This is a genomic window from Sulfitobacter sp. M13, from assembly GCF_053474885.1.
Map to the genome: position 1 here is coordinate 2,245,895 of NZ_CM130281.1, position 22,117 is coordinate 2,268,011.

Here is a 22,117-nt window from a genome sequence, read left to right on the forward strand (position 1 = left end):
TCCTCTTCAGTGGAAGTAATCCGCACCACGGATATTGGGGTGAGTGATCGCGGGGCCGTCCGTGGTGGGGTCGCGGCGCTTGCGATCCAGACCATTCTTTAGAATGGAATGTAGCGATGAGTAGGAATGGGCGTTGATCTCAAGCGCCCGGGCGCAGGCGGCATCCAGGCGATCATGACCAAAGGCTTTGGCGAGTTTGATGACGCCAAGACAGCTGCGATACCCTTGCTCGGGGTGCCGCCTTTTGCGCATGACCACATCAACAAAGATCTCAACGTTTGGGCCGATGCGGACGGCTTGCCTGCGAATGCGCTCAGGCGTCCAGTCATCACGGAACCGATGATGCGCAGGCATGTGATCTCGGTGCGTCGAGTGCTGGCGGTTGCCGGAGGTGCGGGCGTGAGAGGCCACGCGTTGCCCCTTAAAATATACCTCTACGGTGCGTGCGGTAATCCGGGCCCACAGTTTTTGCTTCAGTAACTGATGTGGCACTGAGTAATAATGGCGGCCAATATCGACGTGGTAATCAAGGCCAGCACGGCACTGCTTCCACTCGGCATAAACGTATGGGGCAACGGGCAGCGCCTTCAGCGCAGGGCGATCCAGGCGTTCAAAAAGATCACGACGGCTGGCCCCAAGATGGCGAGTCACCTTGCCATTGAGTTGATCCAGCAATGGCCGGATGGCCGCGTTCACCTCATCAAGGCCAAAGAAGCGCTGATTACGCAACCGCGCCAAAATCCAGCGCTCGGCCAGCAAGACAGCGCCTTCAACCTTGGCCTTGTCTTTGGGTTTGTGTGGGCGGGCCGGAATAATAGCTGTGTCATAGTGACTGGCCATATCCGCATAGGTGCGATTGATGGCTGGGTCATAAAAACAGGCCCTGGTGACGCCTGCCTTGAGGTTGTCCGGGATCAACTGCGCAGGTACGCCGCCGACGAACTCAAAGGCACGCACATGGCTCGATATCCAGTCCGGCAGGCTCTGCGTCCACGTCGCTTCAATATAGGTGTAATTGGACGCGCCCAACGTTGCGACAAAGATCTGCGCTGTGCGCACCTCGCCGGTTTTGGGACAGACAACATCCACGGTGTGGCCGGCATAGTCGACAAACAGGCGCTCGCCAGCAGGGTGACGTTGACGCATCACCGGCGACAGCTTGCCTTCCCAACGCGTATAGAGTTCGCAGTATCTGCTGTAGCCGTATCCATCCGGATAAACCCCGCGATACTCTTCCCACAGCAGTGAAAGCGTCACACCCTTGCGCCGTAACTCTGCGTGCACGTAGGCCCAGTCCGGTTGAGCAACGCTGCCACGCACTTCGCCAGGGCTATAGGGAAACAGCCGCTGCTCGAGGTCTGCATCAGACAAGGCGTCTGGCAGAGGCCAACTCAAGCCTTCAACATCGGCGCGCCGAAAATACTCCGATATCGTCGCGCGGCCCACCGACAGGCTTTGCGCAACACGGCGTCCTGAAAATCCATCTGATCGAAGCCGCAAAGCTTCCCGTATCTTCCGCATTGGCAATCTCTTCATTGGGCTCTCTCTCATTCAAATGAACGCCAGAGTAGCCCTGCTACAGATCGCCTCGCAGTCGCTTAAATCGTGTCAAAATAGGGGTGGCCGGATGCCCCGGAATCCATGGCCGGATCAAATCGGTATGGGTGGCCGGATGCTATCGGTACAGGTGGCCGGATCACCCCGGAATACGCAGGCGGCATAACACCCGCAATGAAACTGAAAACAGCCGCCTGAATTCTACCGCTGGACCTCATTAAAAATGGGGGGATTACCATACAATCAAGATGAACATCGCTACCCCTTTGGCGCTGAAGCCAGCTTTGCTACACGAGCGAGCCAATTTTCCAATTTATGAGTTCATAGAGGCGCATCAGTGTGCGCTCCGTCATGCCGCACACATATTGGGCGGCAAAGAAGGCGCGGGACTCGTTGATATGGTCGCTGACGCACTCAGTCGGGAGTTGTCGTTGTCACGCCGGACAATAGGTCTGCTTCGTCAGTTGAAGAGTCTTCTCTTTCTCGAACATGTCGATGACATCGAGCGGGTAGAGTGCGGTCACTTCGCTGCAATCGATCCTGCGGACCCTGTGGTGGAAGATATCTGTCTACTCGCTGATGGTTTGCAGCGCGTGCTACTATCGTTGAATGATCGGCCCGGTGGAGCAAAAATATCGATAGTCAGCCGTAAGGACCCTGACGTCTCAATCAGCAGTTCTCAGCATGTCGATGACACATCAGAGGTTCTCACAGACCCTGCGGGAGGCGCGAAATGACCTCCCATCCATTACAGCAGGCTGCCATGATTAGTCTGATTGCAGACGCGGTCGGATATGCCCGGCTGTCCCAGAAAACGGTCTTCGACATTGTCATCCCTCTGCTTCCGCCACAAAGGCGGGGCCTTGCGGAGGACATCCAGCGGAAGCTCGCAGGAGATCATTTCATCAGCGAGCCCTTTTTGCGCGATCTTGCGGCGTTGGTGGACTTCTTAGGACGTGAGATTGCAAATGGGACCCAGCAAGGCTGGATTGCCGACGAGCATGATGTGAACGGTGGTCGCCATGTCAAACAGGTCAGCGATCATGCCTTTGCGCTTATTAACGCGTCTGATCATTTGATCGATCTGCACCGCGCCATCAGTGATGTCTTGAACCACGCCAAAGCTGAGCAATTAGCGGAAACGCTGTTCGCGCGTTGAAACAGAGCGGTGCCGGTCCCGGCATCGTTCTTTAGAGGGCTTAGATGCCCGCAACCATCGTTTAGACACCGGTGGACAAGCATGTCGGCACCACATCCTGCTGCTACACACCGTCGGCATGCTTCTTGAAACGCAAATGTCTACAAAGCGCTTCTGTCGAGGTTGGTCCCAGCTGCAGAGACCTACGTCGAGAGAAGCGCCAACTGAATTAGGAATCCCAATGAATGTCTCGGCGATCGAATTAAAGCAGCAACGGCAGCGCTATACTTGATTGTCATATTAAGTCCAATACACTGTAAATATACAATTTTTAATATTATATCTTTTTTCGGCAGAGAGATATCGAACCTTAATCACAGGTTCGACCAATTTCTGAAAGACGTCGGCATCTCCTTTTCAGAGGCCAGAGAGAACTCTGCGACCTCCGGATAGAAAGGGCGACAAAACTTTCGAAACGAAGCGTTGTCTCCGCAATCAAGAGAGCACGGCGTTCATGACCACTCAATCAATGGCTGATTTCGTAATTTCGTTTCCGGCATTTGCCGACCTGAAACCTCGTGTCCGTTCGAAAGTAGCTTCACGGGTCTCCGGGCTTAGTCAGCGCCACATAACGGAGCTTGCGACAAAGGGATTGATTCCGGGTGCACTGAAGCACGGTGGAATCTGGACCTTCGATCAGGAACTTTTTGTCCTCTGGCTTAAAAAGGGAAACCAATGCCAAAAAACGTCTACAAGCCGAAGGGCAGCAAAAATTACCACCTTCGCGTCAAAATCGACGGCAAAGAATACAGAGAGTCGGTTCGCACAACTTCTCAAAGGGTCGCGGAAAAGCGAGCGCAAAAGCGGATCGAAGAGCTGAAAAGCAAAGCCGAACGTGGCGATACCGATTGGATGTTCCACGTTGGTTTTGCAAGTTTCTATGATGGCATGGATTCATTACGCAATAGCCACGGATGGACCGAAAACACATGTAAGCGCTATCGCACCAGCCTTCGTCAAATTGGATCGACGCTTAAGATTATATTCAAAGAACGGAACGAGGACATCGAGCAGGCTGCAGCTTGGGAGATTGGTCTGGCTGAAGTGGCTGAGTTTGTCTCGCTGCGCAAGGATGATGACGTATCCATCGCTACGATAAATCGGGATCTTACGGCGTTTAACCATCTGATGAGTCACATCAAGAATAAAGGGTGGATAGAGATGAATCCTGTTCAGCTTTTCGAGAAGACCGGTATGCGTGAGAAACTACCGTTGATCACACTACCTACAGATGTGGCTATTGAATTGTTGTCACAGCGTGCGCCAGGGACACTGACCTACTTCCCCGGTTTTTTGGTTGAGACAGGGGGGCGGATAACGGAGATGGCTATGATCAAGTGGGGGGACCTCTCTGGCATGGATCGGCCCGTCCAAGGCAATGTTACGCTTACCTTGAAAAATACCAAGGGTGGCAAAGTTCGCACGATCACCTTGCGCCAGCAGGCCATCGACATCCTGCTGCAGGTTCCGCGCTCAAACAGTTCTCCTCACGTATTCTGGAATAAGACAGAAGATGGATACTATCGGTCCGCTGCGAATTTGTTCTGGGACTACGCGCAGGAAGTCGACTTTGGAGCCAGGATGCATGATCTGAGGCACAAGTTTGCCATCGAGCGTTTGAAAGAAGGTTGGTCGGTTTATCGGGTGCAGCGCTACATTGGCCACGGGTCGGTGAAGACAACCGAGCGCTACTATTTCCGTTATCTGACCCAAGAGCAGCAGGTTATTGCAAATGCAGACGGTAATGTCGGTCTCTGACATCAATTCAGCAAGACATAATAAAGCCCCGCTTGAAAACGGCGGGGCTTTGCCGTTCTGAAACGGGTCGATTAGAGGGCATTAGACTGAAATCGTCCTCTGGCACAGAATAGCAGGTGCATCCGGAGGCGTGAAAAGCGTCATAGTATGCCGTAATTGCACCAAAATGATAAAATTCGCATTTCTGCAGATTTAGGCCATGAAATGCAATATTATCAATGAGTTAGTGGCGGAGAGACAGGGATTCGAACCCTGGGAACCCGTGAAGGCTCAACGGTTTTCGAGACCGCCCCGTTCGACCACTCCGGCACCTCTCCGCATCGGTGTGGTGCGTCCGTTTAGGATGGATTTTACGGGGTGGCAAGGGGGGCTAGGCCAGTTTTCGCGGACACGGGGAATTTCATTGCTGACAGATCAATTTTGCCTAAGGTCTTGGGTGGATAACCTCAAAGGAATACCGCGATGCGCCGACTGACCCGTTTACCGTTAACTTTATGTTTTGGATTAGCGGTCATGATCGCCGCGATTGCACCGATGGCGCGGGCTGCCGACAGGGAAAGGGTCGATGCATTTCTGGAAGTTACCGGGTTTGACGTCGCGCTTGAAAGCATCCGGCTGTCTGCTGATTCCGCGCCACAGATGCTGGGTATCAATGCGGATGCCTTTGGCTCTGAATGGTCACGATTGGTACGCGAGGTTTTTGAGACGGATTTGATGCTTGATATGGGGGCGGGCATACTTGCACAGGCTTTGAGCGATGAGGCACTGGACCACGCGTCCAACTTCTATGCTACCGATCTGGGGAAGCGGTTGGTCGCGGCTGAAAACGCCTCTCATATGGAGGAAGACGATGCTGCGAAGTCCGAAGCGGGCGATGCGATTTTGAATGGATTGCGCGGGATTAATTCTCCGCGTGTTGAATTATTGTCGCGCCTGAATGGTGCCAGCGATGTGGAGGAAAGCTCCATAAGGGCACTCCAAGAAGTGCAGGTCAGATTCCTGATGGCAGCGGCCGGCGCGGGGGTTATCGACCTACAGATGGAAGAGCCTGACCTGCGCGAAGCGATGCGCGCGCAGGAACCCGAGATGCGTGCCTCTATCAAAGAGAATGCGTTGGCGGGGGCGGCCTATACCTATCAGGCATTTTCGGATGAAGAGGTGCTGGCCTATGCAAAAGCCCTTGAAGACCCACAGATGCAGGAAGTTTATGCGCTGATGAATGCTGTGCAGTTCGAAATCATGGCGAACAGGTACGAACAGGTCGCGCAACGGCTGGGCAATATGCAACCCAGTCAGGACTTGTAATCATGCGGGCGTTTATTGTTGCGGTCGGCCTGTGGCTGCTGGCGCTGCCGGTTTGGGCAGATGCCCGAACCACGGTGCTGGTAGATGTGCTGCGCCTTGGCGAGCTGGCTGAAATCTTGCAGCGCGAGGGACTAGAGAACGCTGAACAGCTGGACCGTGACATGCTGGGTGGGCAGGGCGGACCGGGCTGGGAGCCTCAGGTGCGCGCAATTTATAGTCCGGAACGGATCGTTGAAACCGTTCGCACGGCGCTGGAGGTTGCTTTGGTGGGACAAGAGCGCGAAGATGTCATCAGCTTTTTCGCGCAAGGTACCGGCGCGCAGATCATCGCCCTAGAAAACGAAGCGCGGGCTGCGATCACCGACCCGGAAATCGAAGAGGCTGCGCGCGCGCGGTTTTCTGATCTGGACGGGACCGCGGACGCCCGCCTTGCGCAGATCACCGCATTGATCGACAGCGGCGACATGGTCGAACGGAATGTCGCTGCGGCGATGAACTCTAACTTTCAGTTCATGCGGGGTATGTCCGAGGGTGGCGCCCTGCAAATGACGGAGGCCGAGATGCTAGCCGACGTCACGCAGCAGCATGACGCGGTCACAGAAGACACCCGCAGTTGGCTGTACAGCTACCTGGCTTTGGCCTATTCTCCGTTGGAGGATGACGCTCTTGAACGCTACATTGCATTTTCGAAAACCGATGCTGGGCGCAGCCTGAACCGCGCCTTGTTTGACGGGTTCGGAGCAGCTTACGAGGACGTTTCCTATGCCCTTGGGCGTGCCGTGGCGCTGAACATGGTCGCCGAAGAACTATAGCCCCTCACGACGCCGCGCCAATATATCCCCGGCGGGCCCTGTGGCACTTGACATCAGGGGGGCGGTGCATCATACGGCAAGCCTCAACCTAAGGGTGCCCGTTTCGGGTGCCTTTGTTATTTCATGAACATCCCGAAATGGGATGCGCTGTCCGAGGTGGGCCAAGGCCCGACGAACTCCCGAATGGGGACCACAGGATGCGGAAACAGTAAAGGAAGACGCATGTTTGCGGTCATCAAGACAGGCGGCAAGCAGTACAAAGTTCAATCCGGCGATATGCTTCGGGTAGAACGTTTGGCTGCTGACGCGGGCGAAACAGTCCAATTCAACGAAGTTCTCATGCTGGGTGGCGATTCCCCCAAGCTGGGCGCACCTTTGGTTACAGGCGCCGGCGTACAAGCCGAAGTCGTCGACCAAATCAAAGGCGAGAAAGTTATTCACTTCGTCAAGCGTCGCCGGAAGCACTCCTCCAAGCGCACCAAGGGCCACCGTCAAAAACTGACGCTGGTTAAAATCGGCGAGATCCTGTCGTCCGGCGCGGATAAATCCGATGTCAAAGCGGCAATCGGTACCGGCTCCGTGAGCGCCTCTGCCGTGGCTGCCATGGAAGAGCGTTATGCGCTGAACAAAAGCGATCAGGCCGAAATGGCCAAGCGCGTGAAGAACAACCAAGCCGAAGAAAAATCGGCTAAGCCTGCCAAGGCGAAGAAGGCCAAAGCTGCCCCTGCAGCTGAAGGTTCCGACGATCTGAGCAAGATCTCGGGCGTTGGTCCGGTTATCGTTGGCAAGCTGAACGGTGAAGGCATCACAACCTTCGCACAGATCGCTGCTTGGACAGACGCTGACGTCGAAGCTATCGAAGAGAAACTGTCGTTCAAAGGTCGCGTCGGTCGTGAAGACTGGATCGCACAGGCCAAAGAACTCGCAAAAGGCTAAGGAGAGACACCAATGGCACATAAAAAAGCAGGCGGCTCATCCCGTAACGGCCGCGACTCAGCAGGTCGTCGTCTTGGCGTGAAGAAATATGGCGGCGAAGCTGTCATTCCCGGCAACATCCTGGTGCGCCAACGCGGTACAAAGTACTGGCCGGCTCAAGGCGTTGGCATGGGCAAGGATCACACGATCTTTGCTGTCGTCGACGGCAAGGTTCAGTTCCACAAAGGGCTGAAGAACCGGATGTTTATTTCGGTCCTGCCAGTGGCGGAAGCCGCAGAGTAAGCCGCGCCCGAGAGGTCTAAAAATTTAGGGATCGGCGGAAACGCCGGTCCCTTTTCTTTTCCATCGCCCAGTGTTCTTCTATTAGGGAAGGCCGTTGTGTCAGGATCGGATTGCCCGCCTTGAATGGCAGGATTATCAGTCTGCGTTCGGGCTGCTGCGGTGCGTCAAGCCATACGAAAGACACTTTAGACCGCTCTGCACTGACATCTTTTAGTGCTTTGCCGCAAAGGAAGCTCGGTTTCGGCAAACTGGGAAATCCGGCTTGAGTGGCTGATACATCAAGGCTGCAAGGGACGGTGCTTGGACACCGTTGGGAGAGACGAAATTTGAGATGGACCCTGGCCGCGCTGACGGTGGCCCCTGTCTTGTTCGTGCCGTTCGGAGGAGGAACATAGCGATGGAAGATTTAACAATGTCGCAACAGCAAGTGATTGCAACTGAACGGTTCGACCTGCGCCCTGTGCGTCTTTCGGATCGTGGCATGATTGAACATTACGCCAGCGATCCACGGGTTGCGATGCGCACCGCCTCTATTCCGCACCCGCTGCCGCCGGGGGTGATCGAAAGCTATGTCACACGCGCGACCAGCACGCCGCGAACCGAAGATGTCTGGGTGATGGACGGGCTGAAAACCGGTGGTTCCGAGGTGATGGGCGTCATTTCCCTGATCCGAATGGACCGAGACCAATCCGAAGTTGGATATTGGGTGGCCCCTGCGTTCTGGAATACGCATCTGGCCTCCGAAGCCGTGCAGGCGCTGGTACAAGCCAACCCGCTGCACAACCAAAATATGTTTGCCTCGGTGTTTCGCGACAACCCTGCGTCTGCCAAAGTGTTGACAAATGCGGGCTTCCGCTATCTTGGCAATGCTGAAACCTATTGTCTGGCCCGCGAGACCTGCGTACCTACCTGGACGTATAGCTGCAAACTATGACCACACGTGCCCCGAAAGGCCTTTTAGATGAAGTTTCTTGACCTGTGCAAAGTCTACATCCGCTCTGGCGGAGGCGGGGGCGGTTGCGTGTCTTTCCGGCGCGAAAAATACATCGAATACGGTGGCCCTGATGGTGGCGACGGCGGGTCTGGTGGCTCTGTCTGGGCCGAGGCCGTCGACGGGCTGAACACGCTGATCGACTTTCGCTACCAGCAACACTTCTTTGCCAAGAACGGCCAGCCCGGCATGGGCAAACAGCGCACCGGCAAAGATGGGGACGATATTATCCTCCGCGTACCCGTAGGGACCGAGATCCTCGACGAGGATCAGGAGACCGTACTGGTGGACATGACAGAGCTTGGCCAACGGGTTGAACTGGCGCGCGGTGGGAACGGCGGCTGGGGTAACCTGCACTTCAAATCAGCTACGAACCAAGCACCCCGTCGCGCGAACCCCGGTCAGGAGGGGGTTGAACGTACCGTTTGGCTGCGGCTCAAGCTGATCGCGGATGTGGGACTATTGGGTCTGCCGAACGCGGGCAAATCGACCTTCCTTGCCGCCACATCCAACGCGCGACCAAAGATCGCGGATTATCCCTTTACCACGCTGCATCCTAACTTGGGCGTTGTCGGGGTGGATAACACCGAATTCGTCGTTGCCGATATTCCCGGCTTGATCGAGGGCGCATCCGAAGGGCGGGGTCTGGGTGATCTGTTCTTGGGCCATGTCGAACGCTGCGCGGTGCTGTTGCACCTGATCGACGGCACCTCCGACACCGTTGCCGAAGACTACCGGACCATCATCAATGAACTCGAAGCCTATGGCGGCGAGCTGGCGGATAAACCTCGTATCACAGTGCTGAACAAGATTGATGCACTGGACGAAGATGATCGCGTAACCGCCCGGGAAGAATTGGAAAAAGCCTGCGGAGGCGAGGTTATGATGATGTCTGGCGTCGCCCGCGAAGGGGTCATCGAGGTCCTGCGCGCACTGCGTGGCCAGATTGACGACGACCGGCTACGTTTCCGCACTGAAGACGAAGAAGAGGCACCTTGGCAGCCTTAAGCGACGGCAATCGTATTGTTGTAAAAATCGGCTCTGCGCTTTTGGTAGATCGCGCAACCGGGCAGCTGCGCTCTGACTGGCTACAAAGTCTGGCGCAGGATGTGGCGTGGCTCAAGGGGCAGGGCAAGGACGTGGTGCTGGTGTCTTCTGGCTCGATCGCTTTGGGGCGTGGAGTGCTTGGGCTGCCCGCCACCACGCTCGCGCTCGAGCAATCACAGGCCGCTGCCGCTGTCGGGCAAATCCGCCTTGCCCGCGCTTACGAAGAAGCGCTGGAGCCCTACGGGATCACCGCAGCACAGGTGCTTGTCACCCTCGAAGACAGTGCGGACCGTCGGCGGTATCTCAACAGCCGCGCCACGATGGAACAGCTGTTGTCCATGGGCGCGGTGCCGATCGTCAATGAAAACGACACTGTCGCAACGGACGAGATCCGCTTTGGCGACAACGACCGGCTCGCAGCCCAAATTGCCGTGACCGTCGCTGCGGACCGTCTGATCCTGCTTTCCGACGTTGATGGCTTTTATTCGGCCAACCCCAACGACGACCCCGACGCCATCCGCTATGATGTCATCGGCACAATTACCCCAGAAATCGAAGCGCAGGCAGGTGACGCGGGCTCGGGCCTGTCCAAAGGTGGCATGAAGACAAAGCTGATGGCCGCAAAAACCGCCACGGCCGCGGGCTGCGCCATGGCGATATCCGAAGGGTCACCCTTGCGGCCCTTGCTGGCGCTGGAAAACGGTGCGAACGCGACGTGGTTCACCGCGCAATCTGACCCACAAACTGCGCGTAAACAATGGATTACGGCGATCAAACCCCGCGGCAGTGTCACATTAGATGCAGGCGCTGTCGCCGCCATGTCCAAGGGCAAATCGCTTTTGCCAGCGGGGGTGATCGCTGTCGCCGGCCCGTTCGGGCGCGGCGATTCCGTGGCGCTTTTGGACCCCGACGGGCGGCCCATCGGGCACGGGCTGACGCGGTATACCTCGGCTGAAGCAACATTAATCAAGGGGCGGCAATCCTCTGAAATCGAAGAAATATTAGGCGCGCCGGGGCGTGCTGCGTTGATCCACCGGGATGATCTTGCGCTTTCCTAACGTCCAAATGGTTTAAAATCCTCGCCGAAGGCTTTAGGTAGAGAATAACTCGAAATCATAAAAAGCAGTAATTAGGGTATGACCTTGGATATGACACAGACAGACGACATTCCCGCGTTGATGGCAGATATCGGCGCGCGCGCCAAAGCTGCCGCCGCGACGTTGGGCTTTGCCAGTGCCGATCAAAAGCAGACCGCGCTGGAAAAAGCCGCTGATGCTTTGGTCGCGAGCAGCGCCGATATTCTGGCGGCAAATGCCAAAGATCTTGAATTCGGCCGAGACAAGGGGCTGTCCGACGCAATGATGGACCGGCTGCTGCTCGACGACGCACGGATCAGCGCGATTGCCGACAGCTTGCGCAGCATCGCAGCCCAAGATGATCCCGTCGGGCAGGTGCTGACCGAATGGGACCGGCCCACCGGCCTCAACATCCAGCGCGTGCGCACGCCATTGGGCGTCATTGGGGTAATTTATGAATCGCGCCCCAATGTAACAGCCGACGCTGGGGCACTTTGCCTAAAGGCCGGCAATGCCGTGATCTTGCGGGGCGGTTCCGAAAGCTTTCATTCTTCCCGCGCGATCCACGCTGCGCTGAAAGTCGGGCTCGAAGCGGCTGGCCTGCCAGCGGATTCGATCCAGCTGGTGCCTACACGCGACCGTGCGGCCGTCAGTGAAATGTTGACCATGACCGACACGATTGACGTGATTGTACCGCGCGGCGGCAAGGGTCTGGTTGGTTTGGTTCAACGCGAAGCGCGGGTCCCGGTCTTTGCCCACCTCGAAGGGATCGTGCACATCTATATCGATGAAAATGCTGACCCTGAAAAAGTGTTGAAGGTCGTGTTGAACGCCAAAACCCGCCGCACCGGCATTTGCGGATCGGCCGAATGCTTGCTGATTCACGAAAAAGTAGCGCGGACCATGGGCAAGGGTGTGATCAAGGCCCTGCTGGATGCCGGCGTCGAGGTGCGCGCAGACGGGGAGCTATCGAGATCGAAGGCACCGTGGCAGCGACGCCCGACGATTGGGGTCACGAATATCTTGATATGATCATCGCGGCCAAGACCGTGGGCAGCATTGACGAAGCGATCACCCATATCCGGACTTATGGGTCGAACCACACTGACTGTATCATCACCGAAGACGATGCCGCCGCGACCAAATTTATGACGCGGCTCGATTCAGCGATCCTGATGCACAACGTATCCACGCAATTCGCGGACGGGGGCGAGTTTGGCATGGGGGCAGAGATTGGCATCGCCACGGGTAAGATGCACGCTCGTGGCCCTGTGGGCGCAGAGCAGCTGACCAGCTTCAAGTATCTCGTGCGCGGCGATGGTGCGGTGCGCAGCTAATCCTTGATACTTAGCGTGATTGTTGTCTCGGTCACGATAGACTTTAACTGTTGCCCGCTGTCTTTCACGATGGCGGGCAACAAGCCGAACTGAACCTGAGCAGGCAGCAGCCGCTCTGCCAGTGGTCGCCCTGCCAACACACCCCATAGTGCTGCGTTAATATTCAGACGGTCGGCGGTCCCGTAATATCCCACCCCGTAGTGCGGTGCTCGATTTCGATCCGACCGCCATAGGGCATCCCCGTTTCCAGACAGAGCAGCCCCAAAAACACCATCCGCAGGGCGCTTCGCGAGGGAGCCACCCCCACGGCCAGATCACCTCCCATTTGGACTGCGCATAGAGGTCGCGTAGGATATCGGTGGTCTCTTGTGCCGCGACAGGCTGCGTAGTGCCACTGCCAAAGGCCACGCGAAAGAACCGCAGCCGCGCACTGGCGTTACGTACGCTTTCGTCGATCAACGCGACTTCGGGGCTCATGTTCATGCCCGACATCAAAAGCAGTTCAAGCCCATTGTTGATCGCGCCCACGGGCGATATCAAGTCGTGACAGATACGGCTGCCGATCAACGCGGCGAAATCAGTGTCGGTCTCAGCCATGGGAATACCTCTCTTATAAAGTTGCCCGCGCTTTGAACGGCCGCACTGTACAGCAAAAAGGACGCACGTTTGGAAGACCTCAATGCGATACTGACACCCGGAATGCTGGTACGCCACCCTTCGTATCCCGATTGGGGTGTGGGGCAGGTGCAAAGCAACATTCGGCGGCAAGGTCACGGTAAACTTTCGCAGCGAGGGCAAGATCGTGGTCGACAGCTTTCGGGTGATGCTCACCCCTGTCTTTGATGAAGGCTCTTCGTTAGCAAATCGTTAATTATTCGCGGAAAAACACCGCTACGCGGTGCAAGCATTGCGCGACAGGCAGTAACTGCCTATTTATCCGCATAATTGCGACCGGAGACGAAACCAGCTCCCCACCATGCGTCCAATCCACATTTCCCATCCCATCCAGGCATGCCCCCCACATCCACCCCACACCCTTCATCCCATCACCATGCACATATCCCCCCCACCCCATCTCACCCCAACCCCCCCATCCCAGCTCACATACCACCCATCCCAGCCCCCATCCCATCCCCCATCATTCCCACCACATACCCCATCCCCCACCCCTCCACCCCCATCCCCATCCCCCACACCCCACCTTCCATCCTCCATCCTTCCACCACCCATCCCCCCATGCATCATCCCACCACCCATGTCATCCTCATCATCCCACCCACCCATTGCCCACATCCCATCATCCTTCCACCACACTCACCCCCCCATCCATTGCCACCATTCCCAACCCCCCATGCTTACACCCTGCCATCACCGCATTGATCGCGATCTTTTCGACCGTGGCGATGCCCATGTTTGGCGGCACCGTGGCAACGACATCCTGCGGATCACGGTGCGTCCCCTCTAGCATGCGGATCACCGTTTCAGGCGTCGGCGGCACCAAGGGCAACCCGTCCGAAAAGCCCTGATCGAACATGAATTCCGCCATGTCATCCCCGCTGGCGACCTCTACCTTGCGGGCGCGCAGACGGCTGCCGTCGGCCTCTGCCCGCAGGGTGTCATACACCTCGGGGTCAAAGTGTTTCGACCCGCATCCAGGGCGCCAGGCAGGCAGGCCGTCCCAATCAATCTGCGCCGCAGCTCTGCCCGTGGCACTGGCCATCTGATCAGACAACGCCTGCCAGTCATCGCGCACGAAGCCTTCGAAATGAGTCACAACCTCGCCGCTTTCGTCGATCCAGTACACCGCCGGCACGATCTCGAAATCCCAGTTGAACGAGGTCTTGCACCCCGCATCCTCCAGCACCGCATGGTCAGCCCGTGACGCTGTGCGAAATCGGCGTTCTTCTCGCCCGACTGCCCCGGCACCAAAAACCGGACAGCATCGCCATAGGCCTGCGACAGTGCTTGCAGAACAGGCCCCGCGATATTGCAGGTCTCGCAATCCTCTTTCACAAAACAGATCAACGCAGGGCCCGTGCCGTCAAAACGATGGGCTGCCCCCTCCAGATCATTCAGCGTAAATTCCGGTTTCTGATCGCTCATGTCGCCCCCTCCCAAGTATGCCGCTGCATACTGTGGGGGATCGAAGGGCATGTCCAGACGGGTTGGCGGAGAGAGGACGGATGGGAATCGAACCCACCACACGCCGTATCGACGCGTCCATGGTTTTGAAGACCAGGGAACCACAGACTCCGGTCGCCTCCGCACTGAGGGCAGACTAGCGGCGGTGGGGTGCGGGGGAAAGTCTAATGCGCAGGCTTTACCATGTGCCGTGTGTCGTCCTCCCGCAGGGTGATACCTTGGGCGTCCAGATGCTCAAGCAGCGGCACGATAAACTTGCGGCTCGTCGCCAAGGCACTGCGCGCCTCGCCGGTGGTAAAGACCATGGGCGGAGGGAAGGCCGCCGCGAGGGTCCGCTGCGCTTGTCTGATGGTCGCTTCATGAAACACAACCTGCTGCTTCAGCGCGATATTAGGCAGCGATACCAGCCGCCCCTGACCCACCATCAGGGCAATCAGATCAGCGTCGTCCGGCGCATCGAACTGCCGCAGGTCAGGGGGTGGTGCCGCCGGTACGAATACTCTCTTCAATCTCCGTCAGGCGCGCCGCCTGTTGCGCGGCAAGTGCTGCAAAGGGATCATGCTGCGCCAGACCAATCAAACCATCGCGCAACATGACCTCGCCCGCCTTGACCAGCGCGGCTTGGGCAAAAGGCACCAGCGCCCGCAGCGGCGTCACCTGTTGTAGCAAAGCAGGCGCGGCCCCCTGCTTTATCGGATGTTCGGCATGAAATCCCCGCAACGCCCCCAGCAGCGCCTCTTGCACCGCGGCAAAATCATCGGTCAACGCGAGATGATCTGCGGACAGGGGCACAGTGCCCTCTGGCAAGCCTACAGTCTCTGCACCACGCGCCAGTCGCATCATATCAGCCCGAAACGCTACACCGCGCCCTTGACCACATAGCGCTGCCGCGATGGCCGCCGCGTCTTGAGTGTGTGCCGCCTGCAGAACCGCAAGCCGCCGCTTGTCGCCCGCCCGACCGCAGTGGCTTGCGGGTCCAGAATCACCGCACCCGCCAGCGTCGCCGCGGGCGAAAGCTGGCGCAGCACCGCCGCCTGCCCCGCAAAGCCGACCACCGGCTGTTTAAACCGAAGCTGCCCCAGCCCCGTCCCACCCGGCGCGATCTGCCCGCCGCCCATCAGCCGCAGTGTCGCGACCTCATGCGCGGTGCCCCAGAGCACGCGTAGCTTTTGCATATGTTTGACCGGTCGCGCCGCACTGGCAGAGACGGTCAGCGCCACGTCCATACATGCAGACGGTGCGTATGCGGTCCCACACAGGACATCACCGCGCGCCACCTCTTCAACCGAGATGCCGCGCAGGTTCACGGCAACCCTCTCGCCTATCTCGACCCGTTTCCGCGCAGTACCGCGCGATTGCAGCCCGCGCACGACCGTTGCTGCGCCGCGTGGCTGAACCACAAGCGCATCGCCAACAGACAGCGCCGCCCCAAGCAACGTCCCCGTCACCACCGTGCCACGCCCCGCCAAAGTGAACACCCGATCCACCGGCAGGAAAGCGCCCGCCGGAACCGCCCGTGGTGGCAGGTCTGAAAACTGCGCCGCCAGCGCCTGTCTCAGCCCGTCCACCCCGCCAGCGGTCGTGGCTGAACAGGGCACCAGTTCGGCCCGCGTGACACCCTGCGCCGCAACGGCATCGCCAATCGCGGCCAGCCGCGCTGGCAGATCGTCAGCAGGGATCAAATCGGCCTTTGTCACCGCGACGACAGCTACTGGGACCTGCAACAGCTGCGCAATCTGCACATGCTCGCGCGTTTGCGCAGCGACGCCATCCACAGCAGAAACCACCAGCAGCGCGCCCTGCGCCCCGCTTGCGCCAGACACCATCGTGCGCATGAAATCCTCGTGTCCCGGTGCGTCAATCAGGTCAAGTGTACCGCCTGCCATCTCGCAATGCGCAAAGCCCAGCGCGATCGACAGACCACGGGCTTTCTCTTCGGCCAGCCGGTCCGTTTCCATGCCTGTCAACGCCCGCACCAACGCCGTCTTGCCATGGTCCACATGGCCGATCACGATCACACAGGCCGATGTCATGGGGCGGCAATCGTACCGAGTGCGGCAACGATATCAGGCAATTCCGCATCGGTGACTGTGCGCATATCCAGCCACAACTTTCCCTGATGGATGCGCGCGACGACCGGCACCGGCCCCCCGCGCAGCCGGTCGCTAAGCGCTTCCGGTGAAAGGGGATCACAGGCCACCACGACGCTTACGCTTTCCAAGTCCTGCTGTGGCAACGATCCGCCACCGACATAGGCAGCGGACGGGGTCACCGATGCTGTGACGCCATTCATAGCTTCTACAGACGCCGCCAGTTTGTGCGCCCGCACCTCGACTTCAGCCAGGGGCTGCGACAACGCTTGCAACACAGGCACCCGTGACAGCGGATTATGGGGCGGCAGGTACAGTCGCAAAGTTGCCTCAAGTGCGGCGAGGGACAGCTTATCGATCCGCAAAGCCCGCAGCAGCGGATGCTTGCGCAACCCTGCAATAATGTCGGCTCGCCCCGCAATGATGCCCGCCTGTGGCCCGCCCAACAGCTTGTCACCCGAGAACATGACCAGATCGACGCCCGCTTTCAAAATATCCGCCACCACCGGTTCATCCCGCAGACCGAAGGGCGACAGGTCAATCAGCACGCCGCTGCCCAGATCTTCCATCAGGATCAGGTCCCGCTCTGCTGCCAATTGCGCCAAAGCCGTGCGTGACGGGGCAGAGGTAAATCCAACAATGCGAAAATTGCTGGTATGGCTTTTCAACAGAACCGCCGTGTCCTCATCCACCGCGTCGGCATAATCGCTAAGCCGTGTTTTGTTCGTGGCGCCGACTTCTTTCAGGACTGCCCCGCTTTGAGCGATGACGTCGGGCAGGCGGAATGATCCGCCAATTTCGATCAGCTCCCCCCGCGACGCGATCACCTTGCGCCCCGACGCGGTTCCCATCAACGCCAGCACCACCGCCGCGGCGCAGTTGTTCACGATCAGCGCCGCCTCTGCACCCGTCAAATGGCAAATCAGCGCCTCGGCATGGTCATACCGCGATCCACGCTTGCCGGTAGCAAGGTTCAGTTCAAGGTTCGACGGACGCGCACCGATGTCGCGCATCGCTTGCAAGGCTTCGGGCGCAAGGCGGGCACGGCCAAGATTGGTGTGGATGATGATACCCGTCGCGTTGATCACGGGACGCAGGTTTGGCTGGCGGGCCACCTCGATCCGATCTGCAAGGGTGCGGGCAAAACCCTCGCTGGTAAAATCAGGCAGCTCGACAGCCGCGCCGCTCAGGATTTCGCCGCGCAGCGCGTCCAGTGTCAGCCGCAGGGCGCTGCGCACTTCCTCGTGGCTATAGGCGGCGACCACCTGGGCAATCGGTGGCTGCTGCAACAACGTGTCGATCTGTGGCAAATGTCTTAGCTGGCTGTTCACGCGTCGCCCCCCGATGGCTGGAGGTGCAGTGTATTCACGCCCGCCCGGGGGGCAAGCGAGATCGGTCACCGCATCAGCGCCGCGCGGTACAGCAGCACACCACCACCACCGGCAAACCGCGGCCCATTACATCGCCAATGCTAAGCCGCCGTGGCCTCGCGCACAGCGATATCGGCCATTTCCAAGATAGCCTCGCGGCTGTCGGCAACCGCAATAAAACGACCGTTGTGACAGAACTTGGCCCCCTTTACGCCGGACGCCTCTTCAAGCGCGGCGTCTTTCAGGCCAGCCCATGCTACCGGCAGATCTGCACGGTTTTCGAAGGTATCATCCCCCGACCGGATCGTCGTCAGCGTCCATTCAGACCCACGTGGGTGGATGACAAACAGCAGGTGGTCTGCACCCGCCTTGATCACCGGCCCCCGAAACGGCATGCCCATCGGCAAGTCCAGCACATGCCCGTCACCCGCAGCGTCAATCGCGGCCATTACCATCGCTTCGGCACGGAATTTGGCGGCCTTTCGGCGGATGGAGGCTTCGACAAAGGCGCGCGCAATGGGCAAGGCGGCGGCAAAGGCACGGTCGTCCACACCCTCTTCGCGGTCATCGAACACGGGCTTGAGGCTTTCCAGCAGTGCCGGCAGGGTAAGACCGGCAAACAGCGGCCCCGCCTCTGACGCGTTGACGGCACCATTGTCCAGCAGGTCGATCGGCAGGACAAACCCGCGATCAAAGCTGTCGTAAATGGTGATTACATCCGCCTCGGGCACATCAAGCGCGCGCAGATAATCGTGCCCGTAATGCGCCCAGATCAGCCCGAATGAACTGTAGGGCTGGCCGTCTTCGCGCAGTGGATTGGGACGTTGGTGGTGGTCAAATATCCCGGCTTCAGCGTCAAAGTCGCCGCCCACATCATAGATGATGCGCCCTTCCGCCGGCGTGATCAGCGCCGTGTCGCGGCTGCGCAGGATCGTTGCATCGGGGAACAGCCGTGTCAGGATGACTGACGACAATAGCTCGTCCGCATGAAAGCCGCCGGAGTGGGTCACGAGTTGGGTGATCGTCATGAGTTTGTACCTTTGCGCGTCTGTTCATCGGTCGAAAAGAAAACGGGCGACCTTGGAAGGGGCCGCCCTGTGTATTGCGTCTCGCTCACACCGCCCACATCGGGCCTAACATGAGAAAAAGTAGAAAGTGTTAATGCGTCCAGGACCCGCGGCGCGCTGTGGCAAAGTTTTCGCCATAGCCACCAGCACGCACATTCGCGCGGCGCTTGTTGGGGTCTTGAACCATCGCGTCGATATTGTGGTCACGGGCGTATTCGACCGCTTCTTCCTTGGTCGCGAACTGCAAACGCACCTGTGTTTGCGTGTCTTTCGACGAGGTCCAGCCCATCAGCGGGTCAATTTCGCGCGCGTGCTCCGGGTCAAACTCAAGCAACCAAACACGGGTTTTGGCAGTGCCCGAGGACATGGCAGTTCGGGAAGGCTGATAAATACGCGCGCGCATCGCTGAATCTCCGCTGTGATTAGGCGGTTTATCAGCCAAATACAGCCAAGGATCAAGGCATCACGGTGAATTGTGACAAATTCGGGTTACATATGCTGCGGCGCAGCATAAGCTGGTCCCATGCAATTGGAGCACATCCCATGAACCCTCTTACCCTGATGACGCTAAATACCAACCTCGCCAAGCTGATGATCGACACCCAAGCTGTTATGACGCTTAGGCTTTTGGGGATGGCCGGTGCCCTACCGCAGTCCCGCGGAGAAAACGCCCGCATGGTCAATGAAAAGGGCCCTGCCATGGCAAAAGCCTATGAGGCGGCCACCAAAGCAGCCTTTGCAGGCGGCACACCGGACCAGATTCTTTCGGCCGCGATGGCACCGGTTAGCAAAAAGGTCAGTGCCAACCGCAAGCGCCTGACCAAATAAGCCTGCGACGAAAGCGACATATGCGCCTCGCGCAGGGCTACGCCCCTTGAACCCGCGCAAAAACATGACACCTTAGGGGCACCCCCAAAGGACGATGTTATGGCCTACGCCCACTCTGATAGTTTGCCCGAGCGCAAAGACGCCTATCTTGCCAACCCCGCGCCCAATGTGCGCGACCGCCCCAAACTTGAGGGCGGCAAGAAGTTCATGCTTTCGACCGAATTCGAACCCGCAGGCGACCAGCCCACCGCAATCAAGGAACTGTCCGAAGGGGTGCGGTCAGGCGAGCGCGATCAGGTCCTGTTGGGGGCCACGGGGACGGGCAAGACGTTCACGATGGCCAAGGTGATCGAGGAAACACAGCGCCCCGCCATCATCCTTGCGCCGAACAAGACGCTGGCAGCGCAGCTTTATGGCGAATTCAAAGGGTTCTTTCCCGAAAACGCGGTTGAATATTTCGTCAGCTATTATGACTACTATCAACCCGAAGCCTATGTCGCCCGTTCTGACACCTTCATCGAGAAGGAAAGCCAGATTAACGAACAGATTGACCGGATGCGCCACTCTGCCACGCGGGCGCTGCTGGAACGCGATGATGTGATCATCATCGCCTCTGTCTCGTGCATCTACGGTATCGGCTCTGTCGAAACCTATGGCGCGATGACGCAGGATTTGAAAACCGGCAGCTCTTACGACCAGCGTCAGGTGATCGCCGACCTGATCGCACAGGCTTATAAACGCAACGACGCCGCCTTCCAGCGCGGCACCTTTCGTGTGCGCGGTGATAGCCTCGAAATTTTCCCCGCTCACCTTGAAGACCGCGCCTGGCGTCTGTCTTTCTTTGGCGAAGAGCTGGAAAGCATCACTGAATTCGACCCTCTTACGGGCGAGAAAACCGGTACCTTCGACCAAATCCGCGTCTACGCCAACAGCCACTATGTGACCCCAAAGCCGACGATGAATCAGGCGGTGATCGGCATCAAGAAAGAGCTGCGGATGCGGCTTGATCAATTGGTGGGCGAAGGCAAACTGCTGGAGGCGCAACGGCTTGAGCAGCGCTGCAACTTTGACATCGAAATGCTGGAAGCCACAGGCGTGTGCAACGGGATCGAGAACTACTCGCGCTATCTGACGGGCCGTGCCCCGGGCGAACCGCCCCCCACCCTGTTCGAATTCATTCCTGACAACGCCATTGTTTTTGCAGATGAATCCCACGTGTCGGTCCCGCAAATCGGTGGCATGTACAAGGGTGACTTTAGGCGCAAGATGACGCTGGCTGAACACGGGTTCCGCCTGCCCTCTTGTATGGACAACCGTCCTTTGAAGTTCGAGGAATGGGACGCCATGCGCCCGCAATCGGTGTTTGTCTCGGCGACGCCCGCAGCGTGGGAGATCGAACAAACCGGCGGTGTCTTCACCGAACAGATCATTCGTCCCACTGGACTGGTCGACCCTCAGATCGAAATTCGCCCCGTGGAAATGCAGGTCGACGATTTGCTGGACGAGGTGCGCAAGGTCGCTGCCGACGGCTTCCGCACGCTGTGTACCGTGCTGACCAAGCGCATGGCCGAAGACCTGACAGAATACATGCACGAACAGGGCATCCGCGTGCGCTATATGCACAGCGACATTGACACGATTGAGCGGATCGAGATTCTGCGCGACCTGCGGCTCGGCGCGTTTGACGTGCTGATCGGGATCAACCTGTTGCGTGAAGGCTTGGACATCCCCGAATGTGGGCTGGTGGCAATTCTCGACGCGGATAAAGAGGGCTTCCTGCGCTCTGAAACCTCGCTGATCCAGACCATCGGTCGTGCCGCGCGGAATGCCGAAGGCCGCGTGATCATGTACGCCGACCGCATCACCGGCTCGATGGAACGCGCCATGGGCGAAACCGATCGCCGTCGTGCCAAGCAAGTCGCCTATAACGAAGAGCACGGGATCACGCCGACCACAGTGAAAAAGAACGTCGATGACATCCTTGCCGGTCTCTACAAAGGCGATGTCGACATGAGCCGCGTCACCGCCAAGATCGACAACCCTTTGGCGGGCGGCAACCTGCAAACCGTGCTCGACGGGTTGCGCACCGACATGCGCAAAGCGGCCGAGAACCTTGAATTTGAAGAAGCCGCACGTCTGCGCGACGAGGTCAAACGGCTTGAAGCCGTCGATCTCGCCATCGCCGATGATCCAATGGCCCGCCAGTATGCGGTGGATAAAGCCGTTGACAACGCGCAAAAAGCATCGGGCCGGTCAACCGGTGGCCGCGGCGGGATGCGCGGTGGTAAATCCCGTTACGGTGGCAAAAAACGCTAAGAGGC

At 58.3% G+C, this 22,117-nt stretch carries 21 protein-coding genes, 2 tRNA genes and 3 pseudogenes; 14 read left to right on the forward strand and 12 right to left on the reverse strand.

What is annotated here, in order from left to right:
• Positions 1-6: 6 nt before the first annotated feature.
• Complete coding sequence (gene istA / locus ACVBAU_RS10775) at positions 7-1,536, reverse strand: IS21 family transposase (RefSeq protein WP_448326274.1); 1,530 nt, start codon at positions 1,534-1,536, stop codon at positions 7-9.
• A 269-nt stretch (positions 1,537-1,805) separates the two neighbouring features.
• On the opposite strand from istA, the gene ACVBAU_RS10780 reads away from it, so the two are divergent.
• The 3 genes from ACVBAU_RS10780 (at position 1,806) to ACVBAU_RS10790 (ending at position 4,513) form a co-directional block, all read left to right on the forward strand.
• Positions 1,806-2,294: a hypothetical protein gene (locus tag ACVBAU_RS10780; protein WP_448326276.1), complete on the forward strand. Its 489-nt coding sequence runs from the start codon at positions 1,806-1,808 to the stop codon at positions 2,292-2,294.
• Positions 2,291-2,716 carry a hypothetical protein gene (locus tag ACVBAU_RS10785; protein ID WP_448326277.1) on the forward strand — a complete coding sequence of 142 codons (426 nt, stop codon included), beginning with the start codon at positions 2,291-2,293 and terminating at the stop codon, positions 2,714-2,716. Before ACVBAU_RS10780 ends, ACVBAU_RS10785 begins: the two co-directional genes overlap by 4 nt.
• A 714-nt stretch (positions 2,717-3,430) precedes the next feature.
• Positions 3,431-4,513, forward strand: a complete 1,083-nt coding sequence (locus ACVBAU_RS10790; RefSeq protein WP_448326279.1) for a tyrosine-type recombinase/integrase — start codon at positions 3,431-3,433, stop codon at positions 4,511-4,513.
• A 227-nt stretch (positions 4,514-4,740) separates the two neighbouring features.
• Here ACVBAU_RS10790 and ACVBAU_RS10795 read toward each other — a convergent pair.
• Positions 4,741-4,830: transfer RNA gene (locus ACVBAU_RS10795), tRNA-Ser, on the reverse strand.
• 145 nt (positions 4,831-4,975) lie between these two features.
• On the opposite strand from ACVBAU_RS10795, the gene ACVBAU_RS10800 reads away from it, so the two are divergent.
• From ACVBAU_RS10800 to ACVBAU_RS10835, 8 genes and pseudogenes are all read left to right on the forward strand, one after another.
• Positions 4,976-5,818 (forward strand): DUF2059 domain-containing protein, encoded by an 843-nt coding sequence (locus ACVBAU_RS10800; RefSeq protein WP_448326281.1) that lies wholly within the window; start codon positions 4,976-4,978, stop codon positions 5,816-5,818.
• A 2-nt stretch (positions 5,819-5,820) separates the two neighbouring features.
• Positions 5,821-6,630, forward strand: coding sequence for a hypothetical protein (locus ACVBAU_RS10805; protein ID WP_448326282.1), 810 nt, complete (start codon positions 5,821-5,823; stop codon positions 6,628-6,630).
• A 222-nt stretch (positions 6,631-6,852) separates the two neighbouring features.
• The gene (locus ACVBAU_RS10810) at positions 6,853-7,566 is read left to right on the forward strand and encodes a 50S ribosomal protein L21 (RefSeq protein ID WP_448326284.1); all 714 of its coding nucleotides are present in this window, start codon (positions 6,853-6,855) and stop codon (positions 7,564-7,566) included.
• A gap of 12 nt (positions 7,567-7,578) precedes the next feature.
• Positions 7,579-7,848: a 50S ribosomal protein L27 gene (rpmA, locus tag ACVBAU_RS10815; RefSeq protein WP_138923286.1), complete on the forward strand. Its 270-nt coding sequence runs from the start codon at positions 7,579-7,581 to the stop codon at positions 7,846-7,848.
• 397 nt (positions 7,849-8,245) lie between these two features.
• Positions 8,246-8,782, forward strand: coding sequence for a GNAT family N-acetyltransferase (locus ACVBAU_RS10820; protein WP_138923285.1), 537 nt, complete (start codon positions 8,246-8,248; stop codon positions 8,780-8,782).
• 27 nt (positions 8,783-8,809) lie between these two features.
• Positions 8,810-9,847, forward strand: a complete 1,038-nt coding sequence (obgE, locus tag ACVBAU_RS10825) for a GTPase ObgE (protein ID WP_138923284.1) — start codon at positions 8,810-8,812, stop codon at positions 9,845-9,847.
• Positions 9,835-10,944, forward strand: coding sequence for a glutamate 5-kinase (gene proB, locus ACVBAU_RS10830; protein WP_448326287.1), 1,110 nt, complete (start codon positions 9,835-9,837; stop codon positions 10,942-10,944). The genes obgE and proB overlap by 13 nt, the downstream gene beginning before the upstream one ends.
• 90 nt (positions 10,945-11,034) lie before the next feature.
• Positions 11,035-12,299: pseudogene (locus tag ACVBAU_RS10835) on the forward strand (glutamate-5-semialdehyde dehydrogenase).
• Here the strand turns inward: ACVBAU_RS10835 and ACVBAU_RS10840 are convergent.
• Positions 12,296-12,493 (reverse strand): histidine phosphotransferase family protein, encoded by a 198-nt coding sequence (locus tag ACVBAU_RS10840; RefSeq protein ID WP_448326289.1) that lies wholly within the window; start codon positions 12,491-12,493, stop codon positions 12,296-12,298. The pseudogene ACVBAU_RS10835 and the gene ACVBAU_RS10840 overlap by 4 nt on opposite strands.
• Positions 12,456-12,896 (reverse strand): hypothetical protein, encoded by a 441-nt coding sequence (locus tag ACVBAU_RS10845; RefSeq protein WP_448326291.1) that lies wholly within the window; start codon positions 12,894-12,896, stop codon positions 12,456-12,458. Before ACVBAU_RS10845 ends, ACVBAU_RS10840 begins: the two co-directional genes overlap by 38 nt.
• Positions 12,897-12,965: 69 nt before the next feature.
• On the opposite strand from ACVBAU_RS10845, the pseudogene ACVBAU_RS10850 reads away from it, so the two are divergent.
• Positions 12,966-13,170, forward strand: a pseudogene (locus tag ACVBAU_RS10850) (DUF3553 domain-containing protein).
• A gap of 483 nt (positions 13,171-13,653) precedes the next feature.
• Here the strand turns inward: ACVBAU_RS10850 and ACVBAU_RS10855 are convergent.
• The 8 genes and pseudogenes from ACVBAU_RS10855 to ACVBAU_RS10890 form a co-directional block, all read right to left on the reverse strand.
• Positions 13,654-14,402 (reverse strand): annotated as a pseudogene (locus ACVBAU_RS10855) (TlpA family protein disulfide reductase); the annotation flags it as partial.
• 63 nt (positions 14,403-14,465) lie between these two features.
• Positions 14,466-14,563, reverse strand: a tRNA-Sec gene (locus tag ACVBAU_RS10860).
• 42 nt (positions 14,564-14,605) lie between these two features.
• A complete protein-coding gene (locus tag ACVBAU_RS10865) occupies positions 14,606-14,950 on the reverse strand; it encodes a SelB domain-containing protein (protein ID WP_448326293.1) in 345 nt (114 codons plus the stop codon).
• On the reverse strand, positions 14,913-15,233 hold the full coding sequence (locus ACVBAU_RS10870; protein ID WP_448326295.1) for a hypothetical protein: 321 nt from the start codon (positions 15,231-15,233) through the stop codon (positions 14,913-14,915). The genes ACVBAU_RS10865 and ACVBAU_RS10870 overlap by 38 nt, the downstream gene beginning before the upstream one ends.
• A gap of 65 nt (positions 15,234-15,298) precedes the next feature.
• Positions 15,299-16,474 carry a selenocysteine-specific translation elongation factor gene (gene selB, locus ACVBAU_RS10875; protein ID WP_448326297.1) on the reverse strand — a complete coding sequence of 392 codons (1,176 nt, stop codon included), beginning with the start codon at positions 16,472-16,474 and terminating at the stop codon, positions 15,299-15,301.
• Complete coding sequence (gene selA, locus ACVBAU_RS10880; protein ID WP_448326299.1) at positions 16,471-17,862, reverse strand: L-seryl-tRNA(Sec) selenium transferase; 1,392 nt, start codon at positions 17,860-17,862, stop codon at positions 16,471-16,473. Before selA ends, selB begins: the two co-directional genes overlap by 4 nt.
• A gap of 140 nt (positions 17,863-18,002) precedes the next feature.
• Positions 18,003-18,929: an MYG1 family protein gene (locus ACVBAU_RS10885; protein WP_448326301.1), complete on the reverse strand. Its 927-nt coding sequence runs from the start codon at positions 18,927-18,929 to the stop codon at positions 18,003-18,005.
• A gap of 130 nt (positions 18,930-19,059) precedes the next feature.
• Positions 19,060-19,371 (reverse strand): ETC complex I subunit, encoded by a 312-nt coding sequence (locus ACVBAU_RS10890; RefSeq protein ID WP_138924336.1) that lies wholly within the window; start codon positions 19,369-19,371, stop codon positions 19,060-19,062.
• A 140-nt stretch (positions 19,372-19,511) separates the two neighbouring features.
• On the opposite strand from ACVBAU_RS10890, the gene ACVBAU_RS10895 reads away from it, so the two are divergent.
• The gene (locus ACVBAU_RS10895) at positions 19,512-19,796 is read left to right on the forward strand and encodes an antifreeze protein (protein ID WP_138924337.1); all 285 of its coding nucleotides are present in this window, start codon (positions 19,512-19,514) and stop codon (positions 19,794-19,796) included.
• A gap of 99 nt (positions 19,797-19,895) precedes the next feature.
• Positions 19,896-22,112: an excinuclease ABC subunit UvrB gene (gene uvrB / locus ACVBAU_RS10900; protein WP_448326304.1), complete on the forward strand. Its 2,217-nt coding sequence runs from the start codon at positions 19,896-19,898 to the stop codon at positions 22,110-22,112.
• Positions 22,113-22,117 lie beyond the last annotated feature (5 nt).

Coding starts and splice junctions, on each gene's coding strand:
- istA (WP_448326274.1), bottom strand. CDS start 1,536: ATGAAGAGATTGCCAATGCGGAAGATACGGGAAGCTTTGCGGCTTCGA.
- ACVBAU_RS10780 (WP_448326276.1), top strand. CDS start 1,806: ATGAACATCGCTACCCCTTTGGCGCTGAAGCCAGCTTTGCTACACGAG.
- ACVBAU_RS10785 (WP_448326277.1), top strand. CDS start 2,291: ATGACCTCCCATCCATTACAGCAGGCTGCCATGATTAGTCTGATTGCA.
- ACVBAU_RS10790 (WP_448326279.1), top strand. CDS start 3,431: ATGCCAAAAAACGTCTACAAGCCGAAGGGCAGCAAAAATTACCACCTT.
- ACVBAU_RS10800 (WP_448326281.1), top strand. CDS start 4,976: ATGCGCCGACTGACCCGTTTACCGTTAACTTTATGTTTTGGATTAGCG.
- ACVBAU_RS10805 (WP_448326282.1), top strand. CDS start 5,821: ATGCGGGCGTTTATTGTTGCGGTCGGCCTGTGGCTGCTGGCGCTGCCG.
- ACVBAU_RS10810 (WP_448326284.1), top strand. CDS start 6,853: ATGTTTGCGGTCATCAAGACAGGCGGCAAGCAGTACAAAGTTCAATCC.
- rpmA (WP_138923286.1), top strand. CDS start 7,579: ATGGCACATAAAAAAGCAGGCGGCTCATCCCGTAACGGCCGCGACTCA.
- ACVBAU_RS10820 (WP_138923285.1), top strand. CDS start 8,246: ATGGAAGATTTAACAATGTCGCAACAGCAAGTGATTGCAACTGAACGG.
- obgE (WP_138923284.1), top strand. CDS start 8,810: ATGAAGTTTCTTGACCTGTGCAAAGTCTACATCCGCTCTGGCGGAGGC.
- ACVBAU_RS10845 (WP_448326291.1), bottom strand. CDS start 12,896: ATGGCTGAGACCGACACTGATTTCGCCGCGTTGATCGGCAGCCGTATC.
- selB (WP_448326297.1), bottom strand. CDS start 16,474: ATGACATCGGCCTGTGTGATCGTGATCGGCCATGTGGACCATGGCAAG.
- ACVBAU_RS10885 (WP_448326301.1), bottom strand. CDS start 18,929: ATGACGATCACCCAACTCGTGACCCACTCCGGCGGCTTTCATGCGGAC.
- ACVBAU_RS10890 (WP_138924336.1), bottom strand. CDS start 19,371: ATGCGCGCGCGTATTTATCAGCCTTCCCGAACTGCCATGTCCTCGGGC.
- ACVBAU_RS10895 (WP_138924337.1), top strand. CDS start 19,512: ATGAACCCTCTTACCCTGATGACGCTAAATACCAACCTCGCCAAGCTG.
- uvrB (WP_448326304.1), top strand. CDS start 19,896: ATGGCCTACGCCCACTCTGATAGTTTGCCCGAGCGCAAAGACGCCTAT.